The following is a 23131-nucleotide window of genomic DNA, read 5'->3' as shown; positions in this document are numbered from 1 at the left end:
GGGGGGGGCCCCCCCCCCCCCCGCCGCCACCGGGCGCGGTGGGGCGGGTGGGGCGCCGGTGCCGGTGAGCCCGGCCGTGATCCGGCGATCCCGGCTCCGAGGACCACGGCGTGGCCGCGGCCGTCGTCGTCCGGGGGGAGGCGGCCGCCGGCCCGGGCGTCGTCCGGGCCGGCTGGGTGGTTGTCCGGAGTGTCGTCCATCGTCCGAGTGTGGGGGGCCGGGCCGGGCCGGGGGCAGGTTCCGCCCGGGGCGGACGGGGGCGCGACGGGGGCGGACGGGGGCGGACACGGGCGCGGCGGCCGGGCCGGGCCCCGTGCCGCCTCCGCGGCCCCGCGCACCGGCCCGCCGGCCCCGCCACGCGGACGCGCGGCGGTGTCGTTCCCGGTCACCCCTGGCACCGGGGGCCGGGGCGCGTCCCAGTAAGCTGCGGGTCCGTCCCGCGCATTCGCCCTCTCCCGTTCCCGAGGTACCGCAGTGAGCTCCGCAGCACCCCCCATAGCCGTTGCGGTCGTCGGCCTCGGGGCCGACGGCTGGGCCGGGCTCACCGCCGCCGCCCGTCAGGCGCTGGCCGGCGCCGAGGTGCTGATCGGCGGGCCCCGGCAGCTGGACCTGCTCCCGGCCGGCGAGTGCGGCGGACTGCGGGTCGCGTGGCCGAGCCCGCTGCGCCCCGCCGTACCGAAGCTGATGGCCGAGCACGCCGGGCGCCGGATCGCCGTACTGGCCAGCGGGGACCCGATGTTCTACGGGATCGGCCGCGCGCTCGGCGAGGAACTGGGGCCCGGCGCGCTCCACGTCCACCCGCACCCCTCCTCCGTCTCCTACGCCTGTGCCCGCCTGGGCTGGCCGGTGGAGGACACCGAGGTGCTGACCGCGGTCGGCAGGCCGGTGGCCCGGGTGGCGGCCGCGCTGCACGAGGGGCGGCGGCTGCTGGTGCTGAGCGCCGGAGCGGCGACCCCGGCCGAGATCGCCGCCCTGCTGCGGGAGCGGGGTTTCGGCCCGAGCCGGATGCGGGTCCTCGAACAGCTCGGCTCCGAGCGCGAGGACGCGTACGAGGGCACCGCGGCCGACTGGCACCGCGAGCCCGGCGACCCCCTCAACGTGGTCGCCGTCGAGTGCCTCCGGGATCCCGGCTCGGCGGTCCCCCGGCTCGGCGCCACCCCCGGCCTGCCCGACGCCGCGTACGAGCACGACGGGCAGCTCACCAAGCGCCACGTCCGCGCCGCGACCCTCTGCGCCCTGGCCCCCGCCCCCGGCGAACTGCTGTGGGACATCGGCGGCGGCTCCGGCTCGATCGGCATCGAGTGGATGCGCACGCACCCCTCCTGCCGCGCCGTGGCCGTCGAGCGGGTCCCCGAGCGGGCCGCCCGCATCACCCGCAACGCGGCGGCCCTCGGCGTCCCCGGCCTGCGCGTGGTCGTCGGCGCGGCCCCGGCCGCGCTGGACGGACTGCCCGCGCCCGACGCGGTGTTCATCGGCGGCGGGCTCACCGCCCCGGGCCTGCTCGACGCCGCGTGGGAGGCGCTGGCGCCCGGCGGCCGGCTCGTCGTCAACACCGTGACGCTGGAGTCGGAGGCGGTCCTGGCCGGGCAGCACCGGCGCCTCGGCGGGGAGCTGGTGAAGCTGGCCGTCTCGCACGCCGTCCCGGTGGGCGGTTTCACGGGCTGGCGGCAGGCGATGCCGGTCACCCAGTGGTCCGTGACGAAGCCTCAGCCGCCGGCCGACGCGCCGTGACGCGGACCCGTGACGAAGCCGAAGACACAAGGAGACTGACATGACCGTGTACTTCATCGGCGCGGGCCCCGGCGCCGCCGACCTGATCACCGTACGCGGTGCCCGCACCCTCGCCGCCGCCCCCGTCTGCCTGTACGCGGGCAGCCTGGTCCCGCGCGAGCTGCTCGACGAGTGCCCCGAGGGGACCAGGCTGGTCGACACCTCGCGGCTGAACCTCGACGAGATCATCGCCGAATGCGTCCGGGCCCACGAAGCGGGCCTGGACGTGGCGCGGCTGCACTCCGGCGACCCGTCCATCTTCAGCGCCGTCGCCGAGCAGATGCGCCGGCTCGACGCGCACGGCATCCCGTACGAGGTGGTCCCGGGCGTGCCCGCGTTCGCGGCGGCGGCGGCCTCCCTCAAGCGGGAGCTGACCGTCCCGACCGTCGGCCAGACGGTGATCCTGACCCGGATCGCCCAGCAGGCCACCCCGATGCCGCCCGGCGAGGACCTGGCCACGCTCGGCCGCAGCGGCGCCCTGCTGGTGCTGCACCTGGCCACCCGCTACGTGGACCGCGTCGTGGACGAGCTGCTGCCGCACTACGGGGCCGAGTGCCCGGTGGCGGTGGTGGCGATGGCCAGCCGCCCCGACGAGCTGATCCTGCGCGGGACGCTGGCCGACATCGCGGGGCAGGTCAAGGAGGCGGGGCTGGTGCGCACCGCCGTCATCGTCGTGGGCCGGACGCTGGGCGCCGAGCAGTTCCGCGACAGCCACCTCTACTCCCCCGAACGCGACCGGCATGTCTGCTGAGCCGTCCCCCGGACGGGAGCCCGCCGGGCACGTCCTGATCCTGGGCGGCACCACCGAGGGCCGCCGGCTGGCGGAGGCGCTGGCGGCGGATCCCGCGTACGCCGCCTCGTACCGGGTGACGAACTCCCTCGCGGGCCGGGTCGGCGCGCCCGTGCTGCCGCCGGGCGAGACCCGGATCGGCGGCTTCGGCGGGGCCGAGGGGCTGGCGGGGTGGATCACCGCCCACGGCGTCACGCACGTCGTCGACGCCACGCACCCCTTCGCGGAGCGGATGAGCTTCCACGCGGCCGAGGCGGAGGCGCTGACGGGCGTGCCGACGCTGGCGCTGCGCCGGCCCGGCTGGAGTCCGGGCCCGGGCGACGCCTGGACCTTCGCGGACGACCTCGCGGGGGCGGCCGCCGTACTGCCCTCGCTGGGCCGGCGGGCCTTCCTGACCACGGGCCGGACGGGCCTGCACCTGTTCGCCCACCTCACCGACACCTGGTTCCTGGTGCGTTCGGTGGACCCGCCGCAGGGGCCGGTGCCGCCGCGCATGGAGCCGTTGCTGGCACGCGGCCCCTTCGGCCTGGAGCAGGAGCGGGAGCTGCTGGCCCGGCACCGCGTCGACGTGCTGGTCACCAAGGACAGCGGCGGCGACGCGACCGCGCCCAAGCTGACGGCGGCCCGCGAGGCCGGGATCCCGGTCCTGGTCGTGCGCCGTCCGCCGGTGCCGGCGGGCGTGGCGCGCGCGGAGTCGGTGGACGCGGCGCTGCGGTGGCTCGGCGACGGGGGCCGCACCCTCTAGTGTGAAGGGATGCGGATACGTCACGCCCTCGTCCTGGTCCTCGCCGCCGCGTCGGCGCTCGTCACCGGATGCGGCGGGGGCTCGGCGCCCGAGCCCAAGGGCTGGGAGCCGGACGACGCGCTCCAGCGGGCCGACGAGAGCCTGGGCAAGGACCTCACGGCCGGCGCCCGGGTGACGGCGCGGGGGACGGGGTTCCTCAAGGCCGGCATGGAGAAGTCCCTGGAGACCGGCGGGGAGCGCCCGTACCGCTTCGACATCGCCTGTGACAGCGAGGAGAGTTCCCGGGTGACGCTGGTGCTGTCCCGCGAAGGCGGCGCCGGGGACCGGACGTTCGACGTGTCGTGCACCGCCGGGGAGGTCACCCGGCTGAACCTCCCGGCGGGCTCGGCGCTGAACGCGCACATCGACCCCGCCCCGCAGGACGACTCCCCTCCGGCCGGGGTCGTGTCGTGGCAGCTGGTCACGCTCGACCCGGCGACGGTGCAGGGCTGCCCGGACGCCCTCACGGGCTGCCCGGGCTGAGCCCCGGCGGCCGGACGGAGCGCGGCCGCTGGACGGAGCGCGGCGGCCGGACGGAGCACCGGCGGCCCGGCCCGGGATTCCCGGGCCGGGCCGCGCTCATCTCACGGGGCCGGTCACGGGTAGCGGCGCGGGGTCCACGTCACGCGCGACCCGTCGGGGCGCTCGGTGACCCGCGTCTGCGAGGAGCCGATCAGCAGGATGGTGCGCATGTCCACCTCGGACGGCTCCAGTTCGCCGAGCGTGACGATCCGCACCGTCTGCCCGGGCCCGCCGACGTCCCGCGCCACGACCACCGGGGTCTGCGCCGGGCGCAGCTCCAGCAGCAGTTCGCGCGCCTGGGCCACCTGCCAGGTCCGGCTGCGCGAGCCCGGGTTGTAGAGGGCGAGCACCAGGTCGGCGGCGGCGGCCGCGCGCAGCCGCTCGGCGATGACCTCCCACGGCTTGAGCCGGTCGGAGAGGGAGATGGTGGCGTAGTCGTGGCCCAGCGGCGCCCCGGCGGCGGCGGCCGCCGCGTTGGCGGCCGTCACGCCCGGCAGCACCCGTACGGGCACGTCGGCGTAGGGGGCCTGGCCGGCCACCTCCAGGACCGCGGTGGCCATGGCGAAGACCCCGGGGTCGCCGCCGGAGACCACGGCGACCCGCTTGCCGCGCCGCGCGAGGTCGAGGGCGAACTCGGCGCGCTCGGACTCCACCTTGTTGTCGGAGCCGTGCCGCACCTGGCCCGGCTTGACCGGCACCCGGTCGAGGTAGGTGGTGTAGCCGACCAGCACCTCGGCGTCGGCCAGCGCCCGCTTCGTCTCCGGGGTCAGCCACAGCGGCCCGGCCGGTCCGGTGCCGACGACGGCGACCTCGCCGGGCCCGGACGGCACGCTGCCCGGGTTGCCGATCCGGCTGGGCACGACGGCGACGGCGAAGTACGGGACGGTGTCGGGGTCGGTGTCGGCCAGGACCCCGGTCCGCTCGCCCTCCATGGTGGCGCGCTCGACGTAACGGGCCTCGGCGAGGCGGCCGCTGGCCTCCATCGCCCGCCGGACGGCGGGGAAGGTGCGGCCGAGCTTCATGACGACCGCCGAGTCGGTGGCGGCGAGGCGGGCGGTGAGCTCCTCCTCGGGCAGGGTGCCGGGCAGGATCGTCAGCACCTCCTCGCCCTCCACGAGCGGGGTGCCGAGCCGGGCGGCGGCGGCGCTCACCGAGGTGACGCCGGGGATGACCTCGGCCTCGTACCGGTCGGCGAGCCGCTTGTGCATGTGCATGTACGAGCCGTAGAAGAGCGGGTCGCCCTCCGCGAGCACGGCGACGGTCCGGCCGGCGTCGAGGTGCGCGGCCAGGCGGGCGGCGGAGGCCTCGTAGAACTCCTCCATGGCGCCCTGGTAGCCGCCGGGGTGGTCGGTGGTCTCGGTGGTGACCGGGTAGACCAGCGGCTCCTCGACGTGGTCGGCGCGCAGGTGCTTCGCGGCGATCGAGCGGGCGATGGAACGGCCGTGGCGGGCGCTGTGGTAGGCGACGACGTCGGCCTCCGCGATCGCCTCGACGGCCCGCAGGGTCATCAGCGACGGGTCGCCGGGCCCGAGCCCGACCCCGTACAGCTTGCCCTTCGTCTCCCGGTCCTGACGGTCGCTCATTCTTCCTCGCTCGCGATCGCGTTGATCGCGGCGGCGGCGATGGCGCTGCCGCCGCGCCGGCCCCGCACGATCAGGTGGTCGAGGCCCGAGGGGTGGGCGGCCAGGGCGTCCTTGGACTCGGCGGCGCCGATGAAGCCCACGGGCACGCCGATGACGGCGGCGGGGCGCGGGGCGCCCTCCTCGATCATCTCCAGCAGCCGGAACAGCGCGGTCGGGGCGTTGCCGACGGCGATCACGGAGTTCTCCAACAGTCCCCGGTCGCGCCAGAGTTCGAGGGCGGCGGCGCTGCGCGTGGTGCCCGTCTTCGCGGCCAGGGCGGGGACGGCCGGGTCGGAGAGGGTGCAGATCACCTCGTTGCCGGAGGGCAGCCGCTTGCGGGTGACGCCGCTGGCGACCATCTGCACGTCGCACAGGATCGGCGCACCGGCCTGCAGCGCGGCGCGGGCCCGCAGGACGACGTCGGGGGTGTAGCCGAGGTCCTGGGGGAGGTCGGTCATGCCACAGGCGTGAATCATGCGCACCGCGACCTGGGCGACCGAGGCGGGCAGCCCGGAGAGGTCCGCCTCGGCGCGGATCGTGGCAAAGGACTGGCGGTAGATCGCGGCGCCGTCCTTCTCGTACTCGAACACGGTGTACTCGCTCATTTCTTCACTGCGACGGGGGTGGTGGGGTGGTACGTGTACGGGGGCGCCGGGCATCGGCGAGGGCGGCCGCGAGGTCGGCGTGCGGGACGGACCGGGCGTCGAGTGCGTAGCCGTCGGGGGTGGCGACCAGGTCCACCCAGGCGGTGCCGCGCGGGTGGCCGCACCGGCGGGCGCAGCCCGACCAGTGCACGGGCAGGCCGCCGGCGGATTCCGCAACGACCGCGCGGGCGTCGGCGCGCACGTCCGCGAGGGATTTGGCACAACCGGGCCTGCCGGTGCAGGCGGTGACGGACAGCCAGGGGCTGCCGGGCCGGGCGACCAGGCCGGCCGCCTCGACGCGCGCGCACGCGCCGGTGTTCGCGTGCGGCAGGACGACGCTGCGCCAGGGGGTGACGCGCAGCTCGCCGTCAGCACCGCCGGCGGCCTCGGTCAGTACCCGCCACTGTGCGGAGCTCAGCCGTCCGAGCGGGGGCAGCACGCAGAGTCCGGCGCCGTCTTCGCCCCAGGGCCGGGGCGGTTCGGCACAGGGCCACGCCACTTCGGGGCGGTGACCGGCCGCGATCCCGGCGGCGTCGAGCCTCAGCGCGAACTCCCGTGTGTCCAGGGTGTGTTCGTCAGCCAGTTCGGCGATCCGCCAGGGACGGTTCCCGGCGGCGTCGGCGGAGTCGAGGAAGTACTCGGCGGCCAGCAGCGCGGCCCGGGGCGCGTCGGCGGCACCGACCTCGACGGCGTCGGCGGCCGCGCCGAACCGCACCAGGGCCCGGCCGCCGGGAACGTCGCCGGGGACGTTCCCGGCACCGGCGGCGGTCCGGTCGTCCCGCGGCTCCGCGCGTCCCGCGCTCCCGGTGCCGCCCGCGCGGACGGACAGCACGGTGACGTCGGGTTCGAGGGCGGCCACGTCCCCGCGCCCGTCGTCGAGGGCGAACAGGAACCGCCCGGAGAGGGCGGCCGCCCGGGTGCTCGCGCAGAGCAGCCGGTCGAGTTCCCGGACCCAGTCCACGACGAGGGGCCCGCCGAGGGGGCTGGCCACGATGTTGCGCACCCGCTCGTGGCTCGGGGCGGGCAGCAGCCCGGCGCCGCCGAGCATCTCCGCGAGCCCGGCGCCGCAGCCGTCGGCGAGGCCGCGCAGCTGGACGTTGCCGCGCGAGGTGAGTTCCAGGTGCCCGTCCCCGAACCGGTCGGCGGCGAGCCCGAGCACGGCGGCCTGCCGGCCGGTGAGCAGCCCGCCGGGGATCCGCACGCGCGCCAGGTACCCGTCGTCGGCGGAGTGCAGCCGCAGCGCGCCGGGGCAGGCGTCGCCGCGGTCGCGTATGACGGGTTCGTCCCGCGATGCGGCGGAAGGGGGCTGGGGCGGCATGGCCGCGAGCATACCCACGTTTCCCCACCCCCGACCTGTGTCCGTCGCCACCCCGACCAGCGCAATCCAGCCCCACCGCCGATCCTTCCAGCCCACCGGAGGCCCTCCCGGCCCCACCCGGGGGTACCCCAGCGGTAGCCGGGGGAGTTTGCGGCGCGGCCCGATGGGCAGAGCCCCGACGGCGCACCGCACCGCGGCTCACCACCCGCGAGCTCCCCACCCCACCTCCCGGCCAGGGAGACGGCCACCTAAGATGACCTTCCGGCGGACCACTCGGCCCGTCACCGCCGAGGACGGCGACATGGGAGGAAGCCCGGTGCGATTCCGGCGCGGTCCCGCCACTGTGAGCCCCGCGGAGCGATCCGTGAGGTGAGTCAGGAACTCCCGCTGTCCTCACTGCCCGGGGCGCGGAAACCCCGAGGAAGGCCTGCCGCCGCATGATCCTGCTGCTGTCGACGTCCGACACCGATCTGCTCAGCGCCCGCGCCGCGAACGTCGCCGGCGGCCCCGTGCCGTACCGGTTCGCGAACCCCTCCCGCCTCCCCGTCGACGACCTCCCCGGGCTCCTCGACGGCGCCGAGCTGGTCGTCGTACGCCTCCTCGGCGGCCTGCGCGCCTGGCAGGACGGCCTCGACGTGCTGCTGGCCCCCGGCCAGACCCGGCCGGTGGTGGTGCTGACCGGCGAACAGGCCCCGGACGCCCAGCTGATGGAGGCCTCCACGGTCCCCATCGGCATCGCCGCCGAGGCCCACCGCTACCTCGCGCACGGCGGCCCGGCCAACCTGGAGCAGCTGGCCCGGTTCCTGTCCGACACGGTCCTGCTCACCGGCCACGGCTTCGAGCCCCCGGCCGCCTCCCCCACCTGGGGCCCCCTGGAGCGGCCCGCCACGCAGGCCACGGGCCCGCAGGTGGCGGTGCTCTACTACCGCGCCCACCAGATGAGCGGCAACACCGCCTTCGTGCACGCCCTCTGCGACGCCGTCGAGGCCAAGGGCGGCCGCCCCCTCCCCCTGTACGTCTCCTCGCTGCGCACCCCGGAGCCGGAGCTGCTCCACGCCCTGGAGCAGGCGGACGCCATCGTCACCACCGTCCTCGCCGCCGGCGGCACCCGCCCCGCGACCGCCTCGGCGGGCGGGGACGACGAGTCCTGGGACGCGGGCGCCCTGGCCGGGCTCGGCGTGCCGATCCTCCAGGCCCTGTGCCTGACCGGCTCGCGCAGCACCTGGGAGGAGAACGACGAGGGCCTCTCCCCCCTCGACGCCGCCACCCAGGTCGCCGTGCCGGAGTTCGACGGCCGCCTGATCACCGTCCCGTTCTCCTTCAAGGAGATCGACGAGGACGGCCTGCCCGCCTACGTGGCCGACGCCGAGCGGGCCTCCCGCGTCGCCGGCATCGCGGTGCGCCACGCCCGGCTGCGCCACATCGAGCGCGCGGACAAGCGGATCGCGCTGGTCCTCTCCGCGTACCCCACCAAGCACTCCCGCATCGGCAACGCGGTCGGCCTCGACACCCCGGCCAGCGCCGTGGAGCTGCTGCGCCGCCTGATCGCCGAGGGCTACGACTTCGGGCCCGAGGCCGACATCCCCGGCCTGGTCTCCGGTGACGGCGACGAGCTGATCCGCGCCCTGATCGAGGCCGGCGGCCACGACCAGGACTGGCTCACCGAGGAGCAGCTGGCCCGCAACCCCGTCCGCATCCCGGCGGCCGACTACAAGCGCTGGTTCGCCGAACTCCCCGCGGACCTGCGCGAGAGCGTCGAGGAACACTGGGGCGAGGCCCCCGGCAACATGTTCGTGGACCGTTCCGCGAACCCCGAGGGTGACATCGTGCTCGCGGCCCTGCGCCGCGGGAACCTCCTCATCCTCATCCAGCCGCCGCGTGGCTTCGGCGAGAACCCGATCGCGATCTACCACGACCCGGACCTGCCGCCCTCGCACCACTACCTGGCCGCGTACCGCTGGATCCAGGCGGCCGCGCAGGACGGCGGCTTCGGCGCCGACGCGATGATCCACCTGGGCAAGCACGGCAACCTCGAATGGCTGCCCGGCAAGAACGCGGGCCTGTCCGCCTCCTGCTCCCCGGACGCCGCCCTCGGCGACCTGCCCCTCGTCTACCCCTTCCTGGTCAACGACCCGGGCGAGGGCACCCAGGCCAAGCGCCGGGTCCACGCCACCCTGGTCGACCACCTCGTCCCGCCGATGGCGCGCGCCGAGTCGTACGGCGACATCGCCCGCCTGGAGCAGCACCTGGACGAGTACGCGCAGATCAGCGCGATGGACCCGTCGAAGCTCCCCGCGATCCGCGCCCAGATCTGGACCCTGATCCAGGCCGCGAAGCTCGATCACGACCTGGGCATGGAGGAACGCCCCGACGACGAGGGCTTCGACGACTTCCTCCTCCACGTCGACGGCTGGCTGTGCGAGGTCAAGGACGCCCAGATCCGCGACGGCCTGCACGTCCTGGGCGGCGCCCCGACGGGCGAGGCCCGGGTCAACCTGGTCCTCTCCATCCTCCGCGCCCGCCAGATCTGGGGCGGCACCTCCGCCCTGCCCGGCCTGCGCGAGGCGCTCGGCCTCGACGAGTCGGCTGCCACCCGTACGACGGCGGACGCCGTCGAGGAGACGGCCCGCGCGCTGGTCCAGGCGATGGAGGACGCGAACTGGGCGCCGTCGGCGGTCGCTTCGGTCGCGGCGGGCCACCCTCGGGCCGTCGCGGACATCCTCACCTTCGCCGCGCACGAGGTCGTCCCCCGCCTGGCGGGCACCACGGACGAGATCGAGCACGTGGTCCGCGCCCTGGACGGCGGCTTCGTCCCGGCGGGCCCGTCGGGCTCCCCCCTGCGCGGCCTGGTCAACGTCCTGCCGACCGGCCGCAACTTCTACTCGGTCGACCCGAAGGCCGTCCCCTCCCGCCTCGCGTGGGAGACCGGGCAGGCCCTGGCCGACTCCCTCCTGGCCCGCTACCGCGCGGACCACGAGGACGAGTGGCCCGCCTCGGTCGGCCTCTCCCTCTGGGGCACGAGCGCGATGCGCACCGCCGGCGACGACGTGGCCGAGGCCCTCGCCCTCCTCGGCGTCCGCCCGGTCTGGGACGAGGCCTCCCGCCGCGTGACGGGCGTCGAGGCAATCCCCCTCTCCGAACTGAACCGCCCCCGAATCGACGTAACCCTCCGCATCTCGGGCTTCTTCCGCGACGCGTTCCCGCACGTCATCGGCCTCCTGGACGACGCGGTCCGGCTGGCGGCCTCCCTGGACGAGCCTGCCGACTCCAACTTCATCCGCGCCCACGCCCAGGCCGACCTCGCCGCCCACGGCGACGAGCGCAAGGCCACCACCCGCATCTTCGGCTCCCGCCCCGGCACGTACGGCGCGGGCATCCTCCAGCTGATCGACTCCCGCGACTGGCGCACCGACGCCGACCTCGCGGAGGTCTACACGGTCTGGGGCGGCTACGCGTACGGCCGCGGCCTCGAAGGACGGCCCGCCCGCACCGAGATGGAAACGGCCTACAAGCGCATCACCGTCGCGGCGAAGAACACCGACACCCGCGAGCACGACATCGCCGACTCGGACGACTACTTCCAGTACCACGGCGGCATGGTGGCCACCGTCCGCGCCCTGCGCGGCACGGCCCCCGAGGCGTACATCGGCGACTCCACCCGCCCGGAGACAGTCAAGACCCGCACCCTGGTCGAGGAGACCAGCCGCGTCTTCCGCGCCCGCGTGGTCAACCCCAAGTGGATCGAGGCGATGCGCCGCCACGGCTACAAGGGCGCCTTCGAACTGGCGGCGACGGTCGACTACCTCTTCGGCTACGACGCGACCACCGGCGTAGTAGCGGACTGGATGTACGACAAGCTCACGGAAACCTACGTCCTCGACCCGACGAACCGCGCCTTCCTGGAGGAAGCCAACCCCTGGGCCCTCCACGGCATCGCGGAACGCCTCCTGGAGGCCGAATCCCGCGGCATGTGGGAAAAGCCGGACCCCCAGATCCTCGAATCCCTCCGCCAGGTCTACCTGGACACGGAAGGCAACCTGGAGGGCGAAGGCGAGTAAGCGCCCCGGAATGGCGGTCCTCCACACGGCGGGCTGAGCGCGACCGGCCCGGTCCCTCACTCGTGGGGGCCGGGCCGGTCGCGCGAAACGCTCCGTTACCCCCCGCCGTCCGCGCGCGCCCGGGAACGGGGGGCTCGTCACCTGAAGCGGTGAACTCCGCCTTGGCCCCCGGGCGTCCGGGGTAGGGCACTGCTGATCTCGTGCGGGGGCCGGGTCGGCCGGGCCCCGTGCACCGGACGAAAGGCCCGACCCGTCGTGACGCAGCAGCCGTTTCAACTGCCGGAGTTCTACCTGCCGTATCCGGCACGGCTGAACCCCCACCTGGAGGAGGCCAGGGCCCACACCAAACAGTGGGCGCGGGGGCTCGGGATGCTGGAGGGGTCCGGGGTGTGGGACGAGGGGGACCTCGACGCGCACGACTACGCCCTGCTCTGCGCGCACACCCACCCCGACTGCGACGCGGCGGCGCTGTCGCTGGTCACCGACTGGTACGTGTGGGTGTTCTTCTTCGACGACCACTTCCTGGAGATGTACAAGCGCTCCCAGGACCGCGACGGCGCCAGGGCCTACCTCGACCGGCTCGCCGCCTTCATGCCGATGGACCTGGCGGAAGGTTTCCCCGAGGCGACCAACCCCGTCGAGGCGGGGCTCGCCGACCTGTGGGCGCGTACCGTCCCGGCCATGTCGGCGCACTGGCGGGAGCGGTTCTCGCTGTCCACGAAGAACCTGCTCGACGAGTCCATGTGGGAGCTCTCCAACATCGGCCTCGGCCGCGTGGCCAACCCCCTCGAATACATTGAGATGCGGCGGAAGGTGGGCGGGGCGCCCTGGTCGGCCGGGCTGGTGGAGTACGTGGCCGCCGAGGTGCCGGCGCGCGTGGCGCACTCGCGGCCGCTGGGCGTCCTGCGCGACGCCTTCTCCGACGCCGTGCACGTCCGCAACGACATCTTCTCCTACCAGCGCGAGGTCACCGACGAGGGCGAACTGTCCAACGCCGTCCTGGTGCTGGAGACCTTCCTCGGCTGCTCCACCCAAGAGGCCGCCGAGATCTCCAACGACCTGATCACCTCCCGCCTCCATCAGTTCGAGCAGACCGCACTCGCCGAACTCCCCCGGCTCTTCTCCGACCACGCCCTCGCCCCGGACGAGATCGCGGCCGTCCTCGCCTACGTCAAGGGACTCCAGGACTGGCAGGCCGGCGGCCACGAATGGCACATGGTCTCCGGCCGCTACATGAACGAGGGGGCCAGGCCCACCGCCCGGCTGTCCCTGCCCTTCCTGCCGGGCGGGCTGGGGACCAGCGCCTTCGACCTGGGGTCCGTCTTCACCCGGCGGTCCATGGAGATGCGCCGCCGCTCCTTCTCCTTCACTCCCTTCGAACGCACCGGCCCCTCGGTGATCCCCGGGATGGACCTGCCCTTCGAGCTGTCCCTCAGCCCCCACCTCGCGCACGCGCGCGCGGGCTCGGTGGAGTGGGCCCGCAGGATGGGGCTGCTGGAACCGCAGCCCGGTGACCCGGGCTCGGCGGTCTGGACCGAACAGAAGGTGCGCGGCTTCGACTTCGCCCTCTGCGCGGCCGGCATCGACCCCGACGCGACGGCCGGGGAACTGCTGCTCAGCGCGTGCTGGCTGACCTGGGGGACGTACGCGGACGACTACTACCCGCTGGTGTTCGGGCGGTCCGGGAACATCGCGGCGGCCAAGGCCACCACCGCACGGCTCCTGTCGATGATGACCGAGGACCCCGCCGGTACCGGGCCGGAGCCGGTCACCGTGCTGGAACGCTCCTTCGCCGACCTGTGGGAACGGACCGCCGCGGGCATGTCCGGGACCGCCCGCGCCGAGTTCCGGGCGACCATGGCGGACATGCTGGAGAGCTGGGTGTGGGAGGTGGAGAACCTGGCCCACCACCGCGTCCCGGACCCGGTGGACTACGCGGAGATGCGCCGTCGCACCTTCGGCTCGCGACTGACGATGTACATGTGCCGGCTCGGCCACGAGGGCCGGGGCGTCCCGGAGGAGATCTACCGTTCGGGGACCGTCCGGTCGCTGGAGAACGCGGCCGCGGACATCGGCTGTCTCATCAACGACATCTTCTCCTACCAGAAGGAGGTGGAGTTCGAGGGCGACATGCACAACCACCTGGTCGTCACCCGCGCCTTCTTCAGCATCGGCTACCCCGAGGCCCTCCACATCTGCCACTCCCTCATGAACCGGCGGGTGGAGGAGTTCCAGCACATCGTCGCGGACCTCCTGCCGCGGCTCTGCGAGGACCGCGGACTGGACGCGCGGGCCCGGGCGGGTCTCGACAGCTACGCGGGCGAACTCCGGGACTGGCTGGCGGGAGTGCTCAACTGGCACCGGAAGGTGCGGCGTTATGGTGAGGACGATCTGCGCCGGCAGGGCGGCGGACTGTCCGCCGCCGTCCTGAGCGGCGGCTTCGGCATGGCGGCGGCGCGGATCGGGCTGCCCGCCTGAGCCGGGCGGCGGCGGGGGCGGACCGCTCGCCCGCCCCCGCCGCCACGGCCGGACTCAGGATTGCGGGGCGCGCAGCGAGCCGGTGGTCTGGTGGGCGGGGTCGGCCAGGAAGCAGGTGATCTCCTGGTCGCCCGTGGCCCAGGTCTCGGAAGACGGAAGGTAGAAGTACTGCCCGATGCCGTCCGGGAGTTTCCTTCCGGCCCCCACGTAGGCGTCGATCGCCTTGTCCCCGCACTTCTCGTTGGCGATCGAGGCGAGCTTCTGGTCTCCCGGGAAGGGGCCGTCCGGCACGGTGAGGACGGCGTAGGCCTCCGACTGGTGCGGATCGTCGCAGGAGACGATGTCCACCGACAAGGGCGCCTTCTTCGTCTCGTCGGTCTTGAGGCCCTTCAGATCGGAGCGGCTGTTGAAGCAGTCCCCCACCTCGATGTCCTCGGTGTCGTCGAAGACGGCGGCGCCGAGGGCCTGACCGCCCCCGGCGACTCCGAGGAACAGGGCGAGGGCGAGGGCCGCGCCGTGGAGGGCACGGCCGTACGGTGATCGGGGCAGTCTGGACATGGGCGCGGCTCTCCTTGCACTGGGGCGCGAGACGCGGCGGCCGCTGCACTGTCCACGCTACTCCCGGACCGGCTCCGGGGCCCGGCGGGCGCCGGCCGGGCCGCTCCAGCCGGCCGGGACGTGCCCGAGCCGGACCCGCTGGGGGTGGTCGCCGACGGGGACGGAGACCCGCTTGGCCCCGGTGGCGAAGTCGATGGCGGTGACGCGGTCGGCTCCGCTCTCCGAGATCACGCAGCCCTTGCCGTCACCGTCGACGGTGGCCCAGTACGGCTTGTCGGCGGGGACCAGCGGGCCCTCGGCCAGGGTGGCCCGGTCCACGACGGTGGCGTAGTCGTCCATGGTCCCGGCGACGCAGAGCTTGCCGCCGTCGGGGCTCATGGACAGGCCGTGGTGACGGGAGTCGTTGACCCAGGTGGTGCGGTCGGTGCTGGTGGCGGGGTTCTCGGGGAGGGTCTTGACCCGGGTGATCCGGTCGGCGGCGACGTCGTACTCCACGAGGCCGTTGAAGAAGGACACCTGGAAGTAGAGCGTGGACTCGTCCGGGGTGAAGACCATCGGGCGGACGGCGTCGGAGAGGTCCTTGCGGCCGAAGGCGTCGAGGCGTTCGCGCATGTCGACGGTCCGGACGGGGCGGAAGGTCCGGGCGTCGACGACGGTGAGCCTGCGGTCGCCCTTCGTCCAGTCCAGCCAGGGCGCGTCGAGGGCGGAGGTGACGTCGCCGATGGAGCTGTTCCACAGCAGGCCGCCGCCCTGGGTGAAGGTGTTCTCGTGCGGCTTGTCGCCGGTCGCGAAGGAGCCGACCTGCCGGCCGGTGGCGATGTCGAGGACGTGCACCGTGTTCGCGGTGGAGGCGGAGACGGCCACCCGGGTGCCGTCGGGCGAGACGGCCATGTGGTCGGAGCGGTAACCGGCCACCGGGAAGCGCCAGTTGATCCGTCCCGAGCGGAGGTCGACGGAGACGACGTCGGCGAAGCTGGGGCGCGAGACGACCACCGCCGTGCCGTCCGGGGTGGTGTACATGTCGTCGGCGAACTGGTCGTGGCCCTCCCCCGCCGAGGCCCGGATGCCGAGGAAGAAGCCGAGCTTGACGGGGTTGAGGTAGATCTCCCGGAGCCGTTCCTCCTTGTCGGGGATCACGTTGATCCTGCCGACGCGGGCGAGGTCGCCGGTGGAGGCGAGGACGTCGGCGGTGCCCTCCCAGTTGTTGCCGACGAAGAGCACCTCCCGCAGTCCGCCGGCCGTGGGCGGCGCTGCCGGGGCGGAGGCGGCGGCGGCCGGGGCGAGGCCGGCCGCGAGGCCCGCCAGTGCCAGGGCGCACGCCAGGCGGAGGCTGCGGGCGGGGATGCGCGAGGAGGTGCGACCGTACCGGGACATCCGCTCAACTCCGTTGCGGGGAGGCGTCGTTACCGGGCGGTAAAGTAGGCGGGACGGCGAGAAGGCGCAACCCTCGGGGCTGCGCCTTCTGTCATCGGGCCGGCGGGGCGCCGTCTCAGGCGACGGAGCCGATGCGGCCGATCACCGTGTTCGAGGAGTCCCGGTGGATCGGGATGTGCGCGCCGGTCAGGGCCGCTCCGCTGCCGCCGCGGCGGTTCGCCACGATCTCGGCGGCGATGGACAGCGCGGTCTCCTCCGGGGAGCGGGCGCCCAGGTCCAGGCCGATCGGGGAGCGCAGCCGGGCCAGTTCGAGCTCGGTGACGCCGACGTCGCGCAGCCGCTTGTTGCGGTCCTCGTGGGTGCGGCGGGAGCCCATGGCGCCGACGTAGGCGACGGGGAGCTTGAGGGCCAGTTCGAGGAGCGGGACGTCGAACTTGGCGTCGTGGGTCAGGACGCACAGGACGGTACGGGCGTCGACGCCGCCGGAGGCGGCCTCGGCCTCCAGGTAGCGGTGCGGCCAGTCGACGATGACCTCGTCGGCCTCGGGGAAGCGCTTCTCGGTGGCGAACACGGGCCGCGCGTCGCACAGCGTCACGTGGTAGCCGAGGAACTTGCCGATCCGCACCAGCGCGGAGGCGAAGTCGATGGCCCCGAAGACGATCATCCGCGGGGGCGGGACGCTGGACTCGACGAGGACCTTGAGGGGCTCCCCGCAGAGCCGGCCGTCGGCGCCCACCTCCAGGACGCCGGTCTTGCCGGCGTCCAGCATGGCCCGGGCCTCCTCGGCGATGGTGCGGTCCAGCTCGGGGTGGCCGCCGAAGCCGCCCTCGAAGGTGCCGTCGCCCAGGACGACCACGGCGCGGCCCTTGAGCTCGGCCGGGCCCTCGGCTATCCGGGCCAGGGCCGCCGCCTCGCCGGCGGAGGCGGCGCGCAGGGCGGTGGCGAGGGCCTCGCGCTGGGGCGAGCCCACGGGCACCGGGGTGACCAGGATGTCGATGATCCCGCCGCAGGTCAGGCCCACGGCGAACGCGTCGTCGTCGCTGTAGCCGAAGCGTTCCTGGACGGTCTCGCCGTCCTCGAGCGCCTGGCGGCACAGCTCGTACACCGCGCCCTCCACGCATCCGCCGGAAACGGAGCCGATGGCCGTGCCCTCGCCGTCGACGGCGAGGGCCGCCCCGGGCTGCCGGGGCGCGCTGCCGCCGACCGCCACCACGGTGGCGACGGCGAAGTCACGTCCCTGCTCGACCCACCGGTTCAGTTCTTCGGCGATGTCCAGCATGTGCGGCCTCCTCGGCGAGGTTCGGTTTCCAGTATGGGATGCGTGAAGGGTGGTGACCCGGCCGGCACCGGGCCTCGGGGGCCTGGTGCCGGTCGGGTCCGGTACCGGTCTTCGCCGTACTACTTGACGCCGAGCCACGCCTCGATGGGGTGGAGCGCGAAGAAGATCACGAAGACGACGGTGAGCGCCCACATGAAGGCACCGATCTCGCGGGCCTTGCCCTGCGCGACCTTGATGGCCACGTAGGAGAGCACACCGGCGGCGACACCGGGGGTGATCGAGTACGTGAACGGCATGATCACGACGGTCAGGAAGACCGGGATCGCGGTGGCCGCGTCGGCCCAGTCCACGTGGCGGGCGTTCTGCATCATCATCGCGCCGATGACGACGAGGGCCGCGGAGGCGACCTCACCCGGGACGATCTGGGTGATCGGGGTGAAGAAGAGGCAGGCGGCGAAGAGCAGACCGCTGACGACGGAGGCGAGACCTGTGCGGGCACCCTCACCGACGCCGGTGGCGGACTCGACGAAGACCGTCTGGCCGGAGCCGCCGGCGATGCCGCCGATGGCGCCACCGGCGCCGTCGATGAACAGCGCCTTCGACAGGCCCGGCATGCGGCCCTGGTCGTCGGCCAGCTTGGCCTCGGTGCCGACGCCGATGATGGTGGCCATGGCGTCGAAGAAGCCGGCGAGCACGAGGGTGAAGACGATCATGCCGACCGTCATGACGCCGACGTCGCCCCAGCCGCCGAACTCGACCTTGCCGAAGAGCGAGAAGTCGGGCATGGAGATGGCGGAGCCGTCCAGGACCGGCGGGCCGTTCTTCCAGGCCTTCGGGTCGATGTCCACGACGGCGTTGACGATGGCCGCGAGGACGGTGCCGCCGACGATGCCGATCAGGATGGCGCCCGGGACCTTGCGGGCCTGGAGCATGAAGATCGCCAGCAGGGTGAGGCAGAAGATCAGGACCGGCCAGCCGGCGAGCTCGCCGACCGAACCGAGCTGGACCGGAGGACCGAACTCGGGGCCCTTGCCGACGAAGCCGGCCTTCACGAGACCGATGAGGGCGACGAACATGCCGATGCCCATGGTGATCGCGTGCTTGAGCGCGAGCGGGATCGCGTTCATGATCATCTCTCGGAGGCCGGTGACGACCAGGAGACAGATCACGACGCCGTACATCACACACATGCCCATGGCCTGCGGCCAGGTCATCTGCGGGGCGACCTGCGAGGACAGGACGCCGGAGACGGACAGGCCCGCGGCCAGGACGAGCGGGACCTTGCCGATGAAGCCCATCAGGAGGGTGGTCGCGGCCGCGGCGAAGGCGGTGGCCGTGATCAGGGCCTTCTGGCTCATCGTGTCGCCGGCGACGTCCTTGCCGGAGAGGATCAGCGGGTTGAGCAGGAGGATGTACGCCATCGCCATGAAGGTCGTGACGCCGCCACGAATCTCAGTGCCGACGCTCGACCCTCTATGGGTGATGTGAAAGTAACGGTCGAGCCAAGAACGCCCGGCGGGGTTCAGAGAGCCGTCGCCGGCCTCTTCCGCGGTGGTCTTGGGCTCCACAGACGACTGGGTCATGGTGCCTAACTCCCAAGGTTCAAAGGGGCACCCGCATGAAGATTGGAGACGCGGGATTTGGGAAACTGCGTTGGCTGCACGACCCGGGGTGACGGCCCGAGGCGACGCGAAATGTGCACTGCGTGTACTGCGGGTAGTGCGGGGGTGACCGCTGGTACTACGTGGGGGTTTCTTGCAGGGGTACTGCCGGGTGAAGCTGACCGCGAGCGGTGCGGGCTACTTCGGTGCTCCGGGCGGTGCGAGCGGCAAGTGTGACGTTCCCGTGTCACACCGCCCGGAGAGTCTGCGGGGGGTCCGGGGGCGCGTAGCCCCCGGACCACGCCGGCCTAGAGGGTCCCGGTGAGGGCTTCCGGACGGATCGGCGTCTTGTTGAGCTCCAGACCGGTCGCCGCCCGGATCGCCGCGAGGACGGCCGGGGTGGACGAGAGGGTCGGGGCCTCGCCCAGACCGCGAAGGCCGTACGGCGCGTTCGGGTCGGCGAGCTCCAGAACGTCGACCGGGATGGTCGGGGTGTCCAGGATGGTCGGGATCAGGTAGTCCGTGAAGGAGGGGTTGCGCACCTTCGCGGTCTTCGGGTCCACGATGATCTCTTCCATGACGGCCACGCCGAGGCCCTGGGTGGTACCACCCTGGATCTGGCCCACCACGGAGAGCATGTTGAGCGCCTTGCCGACGTCCTGGGCGGTCGCCAGCTCGACGACCTTGACCAGGCCGAGCTCGGTGTCCACCTCGACGACCGCGCGGTGCGCGGCGAAGGTGTACTGGACGTGGCCGTCGCCCTGGCCGGTGACCAGGTCGAACGCGACGGTCGGACGGTGACGGAACTCGAGTTCGAGGTCGATGGCCTCGTTCTCCAGGATGTCGGCGATGTCCGCGAGGACCTCACCGCCGTCGGTGACGACCTTGCCGCCCTCCAGGAGGAGCTCCGCGTGGGCCCACGCCGGGTGGTACGAGCCGTTCTTGCGGCGGCCCATCTCCAGCAGCGCCTCGCGCACGGCCTCACAGGTGTTCTTCACGGCGCCACCGGTCATGTACGTCTGCCGCGAGGCGGACGTGGAACCGGCGGAGCCGACCTGCGTGTCGGCCGGGTGGATGGTCACCTGCGTGACGCCCAGCTCGGTACGGGCGATCTGCGCGTGGACGGTGACACCGCCCTGGCCGACCTCCGCCATGGCCGTGTGGACCATCGCGACGGGCTCGCCGTTGATGACCTCCAGGCGCACGCGGGCGGTGGAGTAGTCGTCGAAGCCCTCGGAGAAGCCGACGTTCTTGATGCCGACCGCGTAGCCGACGCCGCGGACGACGCCCTCGCCGTGGGTGGTGTTCGACAGGCCGCCGGGCAGCGCGCGCAGGTCCGCGGCCTCGCCGGCGGTCTCCCACTGGCGCTCCGGCGGCAGCGGGCGGGCCTTGACCCGGCGCAGCAGCTCGGCGACCGGGGCCGGGGAGTCCACGACCTGGCCGGTGGGCATGATCGTGCCCATCTCCATGGCGTTCAGCTGGCGGAACTCGACCGGGTCCATGCCCAGCTTCGCCGCGAGCTTGTCCATCTGGGCCTCGTACGCGAAGCAGGCCTGGACGGCGCCGAAGCCGCGCATCGCGCCGCAGGGCGGGTTGTTCGTGTAGAGCGCGATCGCCTCGATGTCCACGTCGTCGATGACGTACGGGCCCACCGAGAGGGAGGACGCGTTGCCGACGACGGCCGGGGAGGCCGAGGCGTAGGCGCCGCCGTCGAGCACGATCTTGCACTTCATGTGCGTGATCTTGCCGTCCTTGGTGGCGCCGTGCTCGTACCAGAGCTTCGCCGGGTGACGGTGCACGTGGCCGAAGAAGGACTCGAAGCGGTTGTAGACGATCTTGACCGGCTTGCCCGTGGCCAGGGCCAGGAGGCAGGCGTGGATCTGCATCGAGATGTCCTCGCGGCCGCCGAAGGCACCGCCGACGCCGGAGAGCGTCATGCGCACCTTCTCCTCGGGCAGGCCGAGGACGGGGGCGATCTGCTTGAGGTCCGAGTGCAGCCACTGGGTGGCGACGTAGAGGTCGACGCCGCCGTCCTCGGCGGGCACCGCGAGGCCGGACTCCGGGCCGAGGAAGGCCTGGTCCTGCATGCCGAAGGTGTACTCGCCCTCGACGATCACGTCGGCCCGCTTGCGGGCCTCCTCCACGTTGCCGCGGATGATCGGCTGGCGGTGCACGATGTTCGGGTGCGGGACGTGACCGGAGTGGTGGTCGTCGCGGCCCGGGTGGATCAGCGGCGCGTCGGCGGCGAGGGCGGAGGCCTCGTCCGTGACGAGCGGCAGCTCCTTGTAGTCGATCTTGATCTTGGCGGCCGCGCGGCGGGCGGTCTCCGGGTGGTCGGCGGCCACGAGGGCGACCGGCTCACCGTGGTGGCGTACCCGGCCGTTGGCGAGAACCGGGGTGTCCTGGATCTCCAGGCCGTAGTTCTTCATCTCGGCCGGCAGGTCGTCGTACGTCAGGACCGAGTAGACGCCCGGCATGGCCAGGGCCTCGGAGATGTCGATGGAGACGATCTCGGCGTGGGCCACGGTGCTGCGCAGGGTCTGGCCCCACAGCATGTCCTCGTGCCACATGTCCGAGGAGTACGCGAACTCGCCGGTGACCTTCAGCGTGCCGTCCGGGCGGAGCGTGGACTCGCCGATGCCGCCCTTGTTGTGCTTCTGGGTGACGTTCGTCGGCGTACCCACGGTGCGGGTGTTCTGAGCCATGATCAGACCGCCTCTCCCTGACGGGCGGCCGCGAGGCGGACCGCGTCGAGGATCTTCTCGTAGCCCGTGCAACGGCAGAGGTTGCCGGACAGGGCCTCGCGGATGTCCTGGTCGGACGGGTCGGCGTTCTGCTCCAGGAGGGCGTCGGCCTGGACCAGCAGACCCGGGGTGCAGAAACCGCACTGGACGGCGCCCGCGTCGATGAACGCCTGCTGGATGTTGGAGAGCTCCACGCCCTCACCGGTCTGGGAGTCGGTGCCCTTGGCGGACCACTGCTTGGCCTCGTCCGTGGACACGCCCTTGCCGCCGCCGCAGGCGCCGGTGCCGCAGCCGTGGCCGTGCTCCTCGCGCTGCTTGGCGAAGTCGGCCAGGCCCTCGACGGTCACGACGTCGCGGCCCTCGACCTGACCGGCCGCGACCAGGCAGGAACAGACCGGCACGCCGTCGAGGCGGACGGTGCAGGAGCCGCACTCGCCCTGCTCACACGCGTTCTTCGAGCCGGGCAGGCCCAGGCGCTCGCGCAGCACGTAGAGGAGGGACTCGCCCTCCCAGACGTCGTCGGCTTCCTGCGGACGACCGTTGACGGTGAAATTGACGCGCATGGTTACGCAGCCCCTTCAAGCGAGCGGCCGTTGGTGCCGCGGTACTGCTCCCAGGTCCAGACGAGCTGGCGGCGAGCAAGGATGCCAACCGCGTGACGGCGGTACTTCGCCGTGCCGCGGACGTCGTCGATCGGGTTGCACGCGGCGGACGCGAGCTCACCGAACTGCTTGGCGATCGACGGGGTGATGACCTTGCCGTTGTCCCAGAAACCGCCCTCTTCCAGCGCGGCGTTCAGGAACTCCTCGGCGGCCTTCGCCCGGACCGGGGTCGGGGCGGCCGAGCCGATGCCCGTACGGACGGTGCGGGTGTCGGGGTGCAGCGCGAGGCCGAAGCCGCACACGGCGATGACCATCGCGTTGCGGGTGCCGACCTTCGAGTACTGCTGGGGGCCCGTGGCGTTCTTGATGTGAACCGACTTGATGAGCTCGTCGGCGGCGAGCGCGTTGCGCTTCACGCCGGTGTAGAACTCGTCGATCGGGATCATGCGGGAGCCGCGTACGGACTCGACCTCGACCTCGCAGCCCGCGGCCAGCAGGGCGGGGTGGGAGTCACCGGCGGGAGAGGCGCAACCGAGGTTGCCGCCGACACCGCCGCGGTTGCGGATCTGCGGGGACGCGACCGTGTGCGAGGCGAGCGCGAGACCCGGCAGCGTCGCGCGCAGGTTCTCCATGATCTGGGTGTACGGGACGGAGGCGCCCAGCTTGGTGATCTCCTCGCCGACCTCCCACTCCCGCAGCAGCTCGATGCGGCCCAGGTCCAGGAGGTATTCCGGACGGCGGTGGTCGAAGTTGATCTCGACCATGATGTCGGTGCCACCCGCAATCGGCACAGCTGTGGGGTACTCGGCCTTGGCGGCGAGTGCCTCCTCCCAGCTGGCGGGGCGAAGGAAGTCCATGTGCGGCTCTCTTCTTCTTAGTCGGGCCGTTCACTTCAAGCCAGGAGGCCTAGGGGCCCTCGACTGGTCGTTCACGTGCTGTTAACGCGGTGTGGAGCCAGTACACAAGCCCGGCGCCCCCGGGGTGCAG

16 protein-coding genes and 1 riboswitch are annotated in these 23131 nt (G+C 73.2%); of the genes, 6 read left to right on the top strand and 10 right to left on the bottom strand.

Going from position 1 to position 23131, the window contains the following annotated elements; genetic code table 11:
• The first annotated feature begins 474 nt into the window (after positions 1-474).
• The 4 genes from cbiE to ABT403_RS10635 are packed head-to-tail and all read left to right on the top strand — an operon-like array spanning position 475 to position 3827.
• Positions 475-1731, top strand: a complete 1257-nt coding sequence (gene cbiE, locus ABT403_RS10650) for a precorrin-6y C5,15-methyltransferase (decarboxylating) subunit CbiE (protein ID WP_344166294.1) — start codon at positions 475-477, stop codon at positions 1729-1731.
• A 40-nt stretch (positions 1732-1771) separates the two neighbouring features.
• Complete coding sequence (cobM, locus tag ABT403_RS10645) at positions 1772-2521, top strand: precorrin-4 C(11)-methyltransferase (protein WP_344166293.1); 750 nt, start codon at positions 1772-1774, stop codon at positions 2519-2521.
• Positions 2511-3305: a cobalt-precorrin-6A reductase gene (locus ABT403_RS10640; protein WP_344166292.1), complete on the top strand. Its 795-nt coding sequence runs from the start codon at positions 2511-2513 to the stop codon at positions 3303-3305. The genes cobM and ABT403_RS10640 overlap by 11 nt, the downstream gene beginning before the upstream one ends.
• 9 nt (positions 3306-3314) lie before the next feature.
• A complete protein-coding gene (locus tag ABT403_RS10635; RefSeq protein ID WP_344166291.1) occupies positions 3315-3827 on the top strand; it encodes a hypothetical protein in 513 nt (170 codons plus the stop codon).
• A gap of 113 nt (positions 3828-3940) precedes the next feature.
• On the opposite strand, the gene ABT403_RS10630 is transcribed toward ABT403_RS10635, so the two are convergent.
• From ABT403_RS10630 to ABT403_RS10620, 3 genes are read right to left on the bottom strand one after another with little or no spacing between them, the layout of a single operon-like run.
• Entirely contained in the window at positions 3941-5449 is a 1509-nt protein-coding gene (locus ABT403_RS10630) for a precorrin-2 C(20)-methyltransferase (protein WP_344166290.1), read from the bottom strand.
• A complete protein-coding gene (locus tag ABT403_RS10625; RefSeq protein ID WP_344166289.1) occupies positions 5446-6093 on the bottom strand; it encodes a precorrin-8X methylmutase in 648 nt (215 codons plus the stop codon). The genes ABT403_RS10630 and ABT403_RS10625 overlap by 4 nt, the downstream gene beginning before the upstream one ends.
• 4 nt (positions 6094-6097) lie before the next feature.
• Complete coding sequence (locus ABT403_RS10620) at positions 6098-7450, bottom strand: ferredoxin-like domain-containing protein (RefSeq protein WP_344166288.1); 1353 nt, start codon at positions 7448-7450, stop codon at positions 6098-6100.
• 279 nt (positions 7451-7729) lie between these two features.
• Positions 7730-7854: riboswitch (cobalamin riboswitch) on the top strand.
• Positions 7855-7887: 33 nt separating this feature from the next.
• Here ABT403_RS10620 and cobN point away from each other — a divergent pair.
• Together cobN and ABT403_RS10610 are read left to right on the top strand one after the other, a co-directional pair.
• Complete coding sequence (cobN, locus tag ABT403_RS10615; RefSeq protein WP_344166287.1) at positions 7888-11508, top strand: cobaltochelatase subunit CobN; 3621 nt, start codon at positions 7888-7890, stop codon at positions 11506-11508.
• Between the two features lie 255 nt (positions 11509-11763).
• Entirely contained in the window at positions 11764-13986 is a 2223-nt protein-coding gene (locus tag ABT403_RS10610; RefSeq protein WP_344166286.1) for a terpene synthase family protein, read from the top strand.
• Positions 13987-14040: 54 nt separating this feature from the next.
• On the opposite strand, the gene ABT403_RS10605 is transcribed toward ABT403_RS10610, so the two are convergent.
• The 7 genes from ABT403_RS10605 to ABT403_RS10575 form a co-directional block, all read right to left on the bottom strand.
• On the bottom strand, positions 14041-14544 hold the full coding sequence (locus ABT403_RS10605; protein WP_344166285.1) for a septum formation family protein: 504 nt from the start codon (positions 14542-14544) through the stop codon (positions 14041-14043).
• Positions 14545-14601: 57 nt separating this feature from the next.
• The gene (locus ABT403_RS10600) at positions 14602-15918 is read right to left on the bottom strand and encodes a YncE family protein (protein WP_344166284.1); all 1317 of its coding nucleotides are present in this window, start codon (positions 15916-15918) and stop codon (positions 14602-14604) included.
• Positions 15919-16033: 115 nt separating this feature from the next.
• Positions 16034-17197: an XdhC family protein gene (locus ABT403_RS10595; RefSeq protein ID WP_344166283.1), complete on the bottom strand. Its 1164-nt coding sequence runs from the start codon at positions 17195-17197 to the stop codon at positions 16034-16036.
• Positions 17198-17316: 119 nt separating this feature from the next.
• A complete protein-coding gene (locus ABT403_RS10590; protein ID WP_344166282.1) occupies positions 17317-18780 on the bottom strand; it encodes an NCS2 family permease in 1464 nt (487 codons plus the stop codon).
• Positions 18781-19106: 326 nt separating this feature from the next.
• A complete protein-coding gene (gene pucD / locus ABT403_RS10585; protein ID WP_344166281.1) occupies positions 19107-21503 on the bottom strand; it encodes a xanthine dehydrogenase subunit D in 2397 nt (798 codons plus the stop codon).
• A gap of 2 nt (positions 21504-21505) precedes the next feature.
• The gene (locus ABT403_RS10580) at positions 21506-22105 is read right to left on the bottom strand and encodes a (2Fe-2S)-binding protein (RefSeq protein ID WP_344166280.1); all 600 of its coding nucleotides are present in this window, start codon (positions 22103-22105) and stop codon (positions 21506-21508) included.
• Positions 22106-22107: 2 nt separating this feature from the next.
• A complete protein-coding gene (locus tag ABT403_RS10575) occupies positions 22108-23001 on the bottom strand; it encodes an FAD binding domain-containing protein (RefSeq protein WP_344166279.1) in 894 nt (297 codons plus the stop codon).
• Positions 23002-23131: the final 130 nt, after the last annotated feature.

The organism is Streptomyces sp. NPDC000075, from assembly GCF_040301925.1.
GTDB lineage: Bacteria > Actinomycetota > Actinomycetes > Streptomycetales > Streptomycetaceae > Streptomyces > Streptomyces polychromogenes.
This window is presented reverse-complemented; position numbering and strand designations above follow the sequence as displayed.

Coding starts and splice junctions, on each gene's coding strand:
- ABT403_RS10600 (WP_344166284.1), bottom strand. CDS start 15,918: ATGTCCCGGTACGGTCGCACCTCCTCGCGCATCCCCGCCCGCAGCCTC.
- ABT403_RS10595 (WP_344166283.1), bottom strand. CDS start 17,197: ATGCTGGACATCGCCGAAGAACTGAACCGGTGGGTCGAGCAGGGACGT.
- ABT403_RS10630 (WP_344166290.1), bottom strand. CDS start 5,449: ATGAGCGACCGTCAGGACCGGGAGACGAAGGGCAAGCTGTACGGGGTC.
- cobM (WP_344166293.1), top strand. CDS start 1,772: ATGACCGTGTACTTCATCGGCGCGGGCCCCGGCGCCGCCGACCTGATC.
- ABT403_RS10625 (WP_344166289.1), bottom strand. CDS start 6,093: ATGAGCGAGTACACCGTGTTCGAGTACGAGAAGGACGGCGCCGCGATC.
- ABT403_RS10590 (WP_344166282.1), bottom strand. CDS start 18,780: ATGACCCAGTCGTCTGTGGAGCCCAAGACCACCGCGGAAGAGGCCGGC.
- ABT403_RS10635 (WP_344166291.1), top strand. CDS start 3,315: ATGCGGATACGTCACGCCCTCGTCCTGGTCCTCGCCGCCGCGTCGGCG.
- ABT403_RS10620 (WP_344166288.1), bottom strand. CDS start 7,450: ATGCCGCCCCAGCCCCCTTCCGCCGCATCGCGGGACGAACCCGTCATA.
- ABT403_RS10640 (WP_344166292.1), top strand. CDS start 2,511: ATGTCTGCTGAGCCGTCCCCCGGACGGGAGCCCGCCGGGCACGTCCTG.
- ABT403_RS10580 (WP_344166280.1), bottom strand. CDS start 22,105: ATGCGCGTCAATTTCACCGTCAACGGTCGTCCGCAGGAAGCCGACGAC.
- ABT403_RS10575 (WP_344166279.1), bottom strand. CDS start 23,001: ATGGACTTCCTTCGCCCCGCCAGCTGGGAGGAGGCACTCGCCGCCAAG.
- cobN (WP_344166287.1), top strand. CDS start 7,888: ATGATCCTGCTGCTGTCGACGTCCGACACCGATCTGCTCAGCGCCCGC.
- pucD (WP_344166281.1), bottom strand. CDS start 21,503: ATGGCTCAGAACACCCGCACCGTGGGTACGCCGACGAACGTCACCCAG.
- ABT403_RS10605 (WP_344166285.1), bottom strand. CDS start 14,544: ATGTCCAGACTGCCCCGATCACCGTACGGCCGTGCCCTCCACGGCGCG.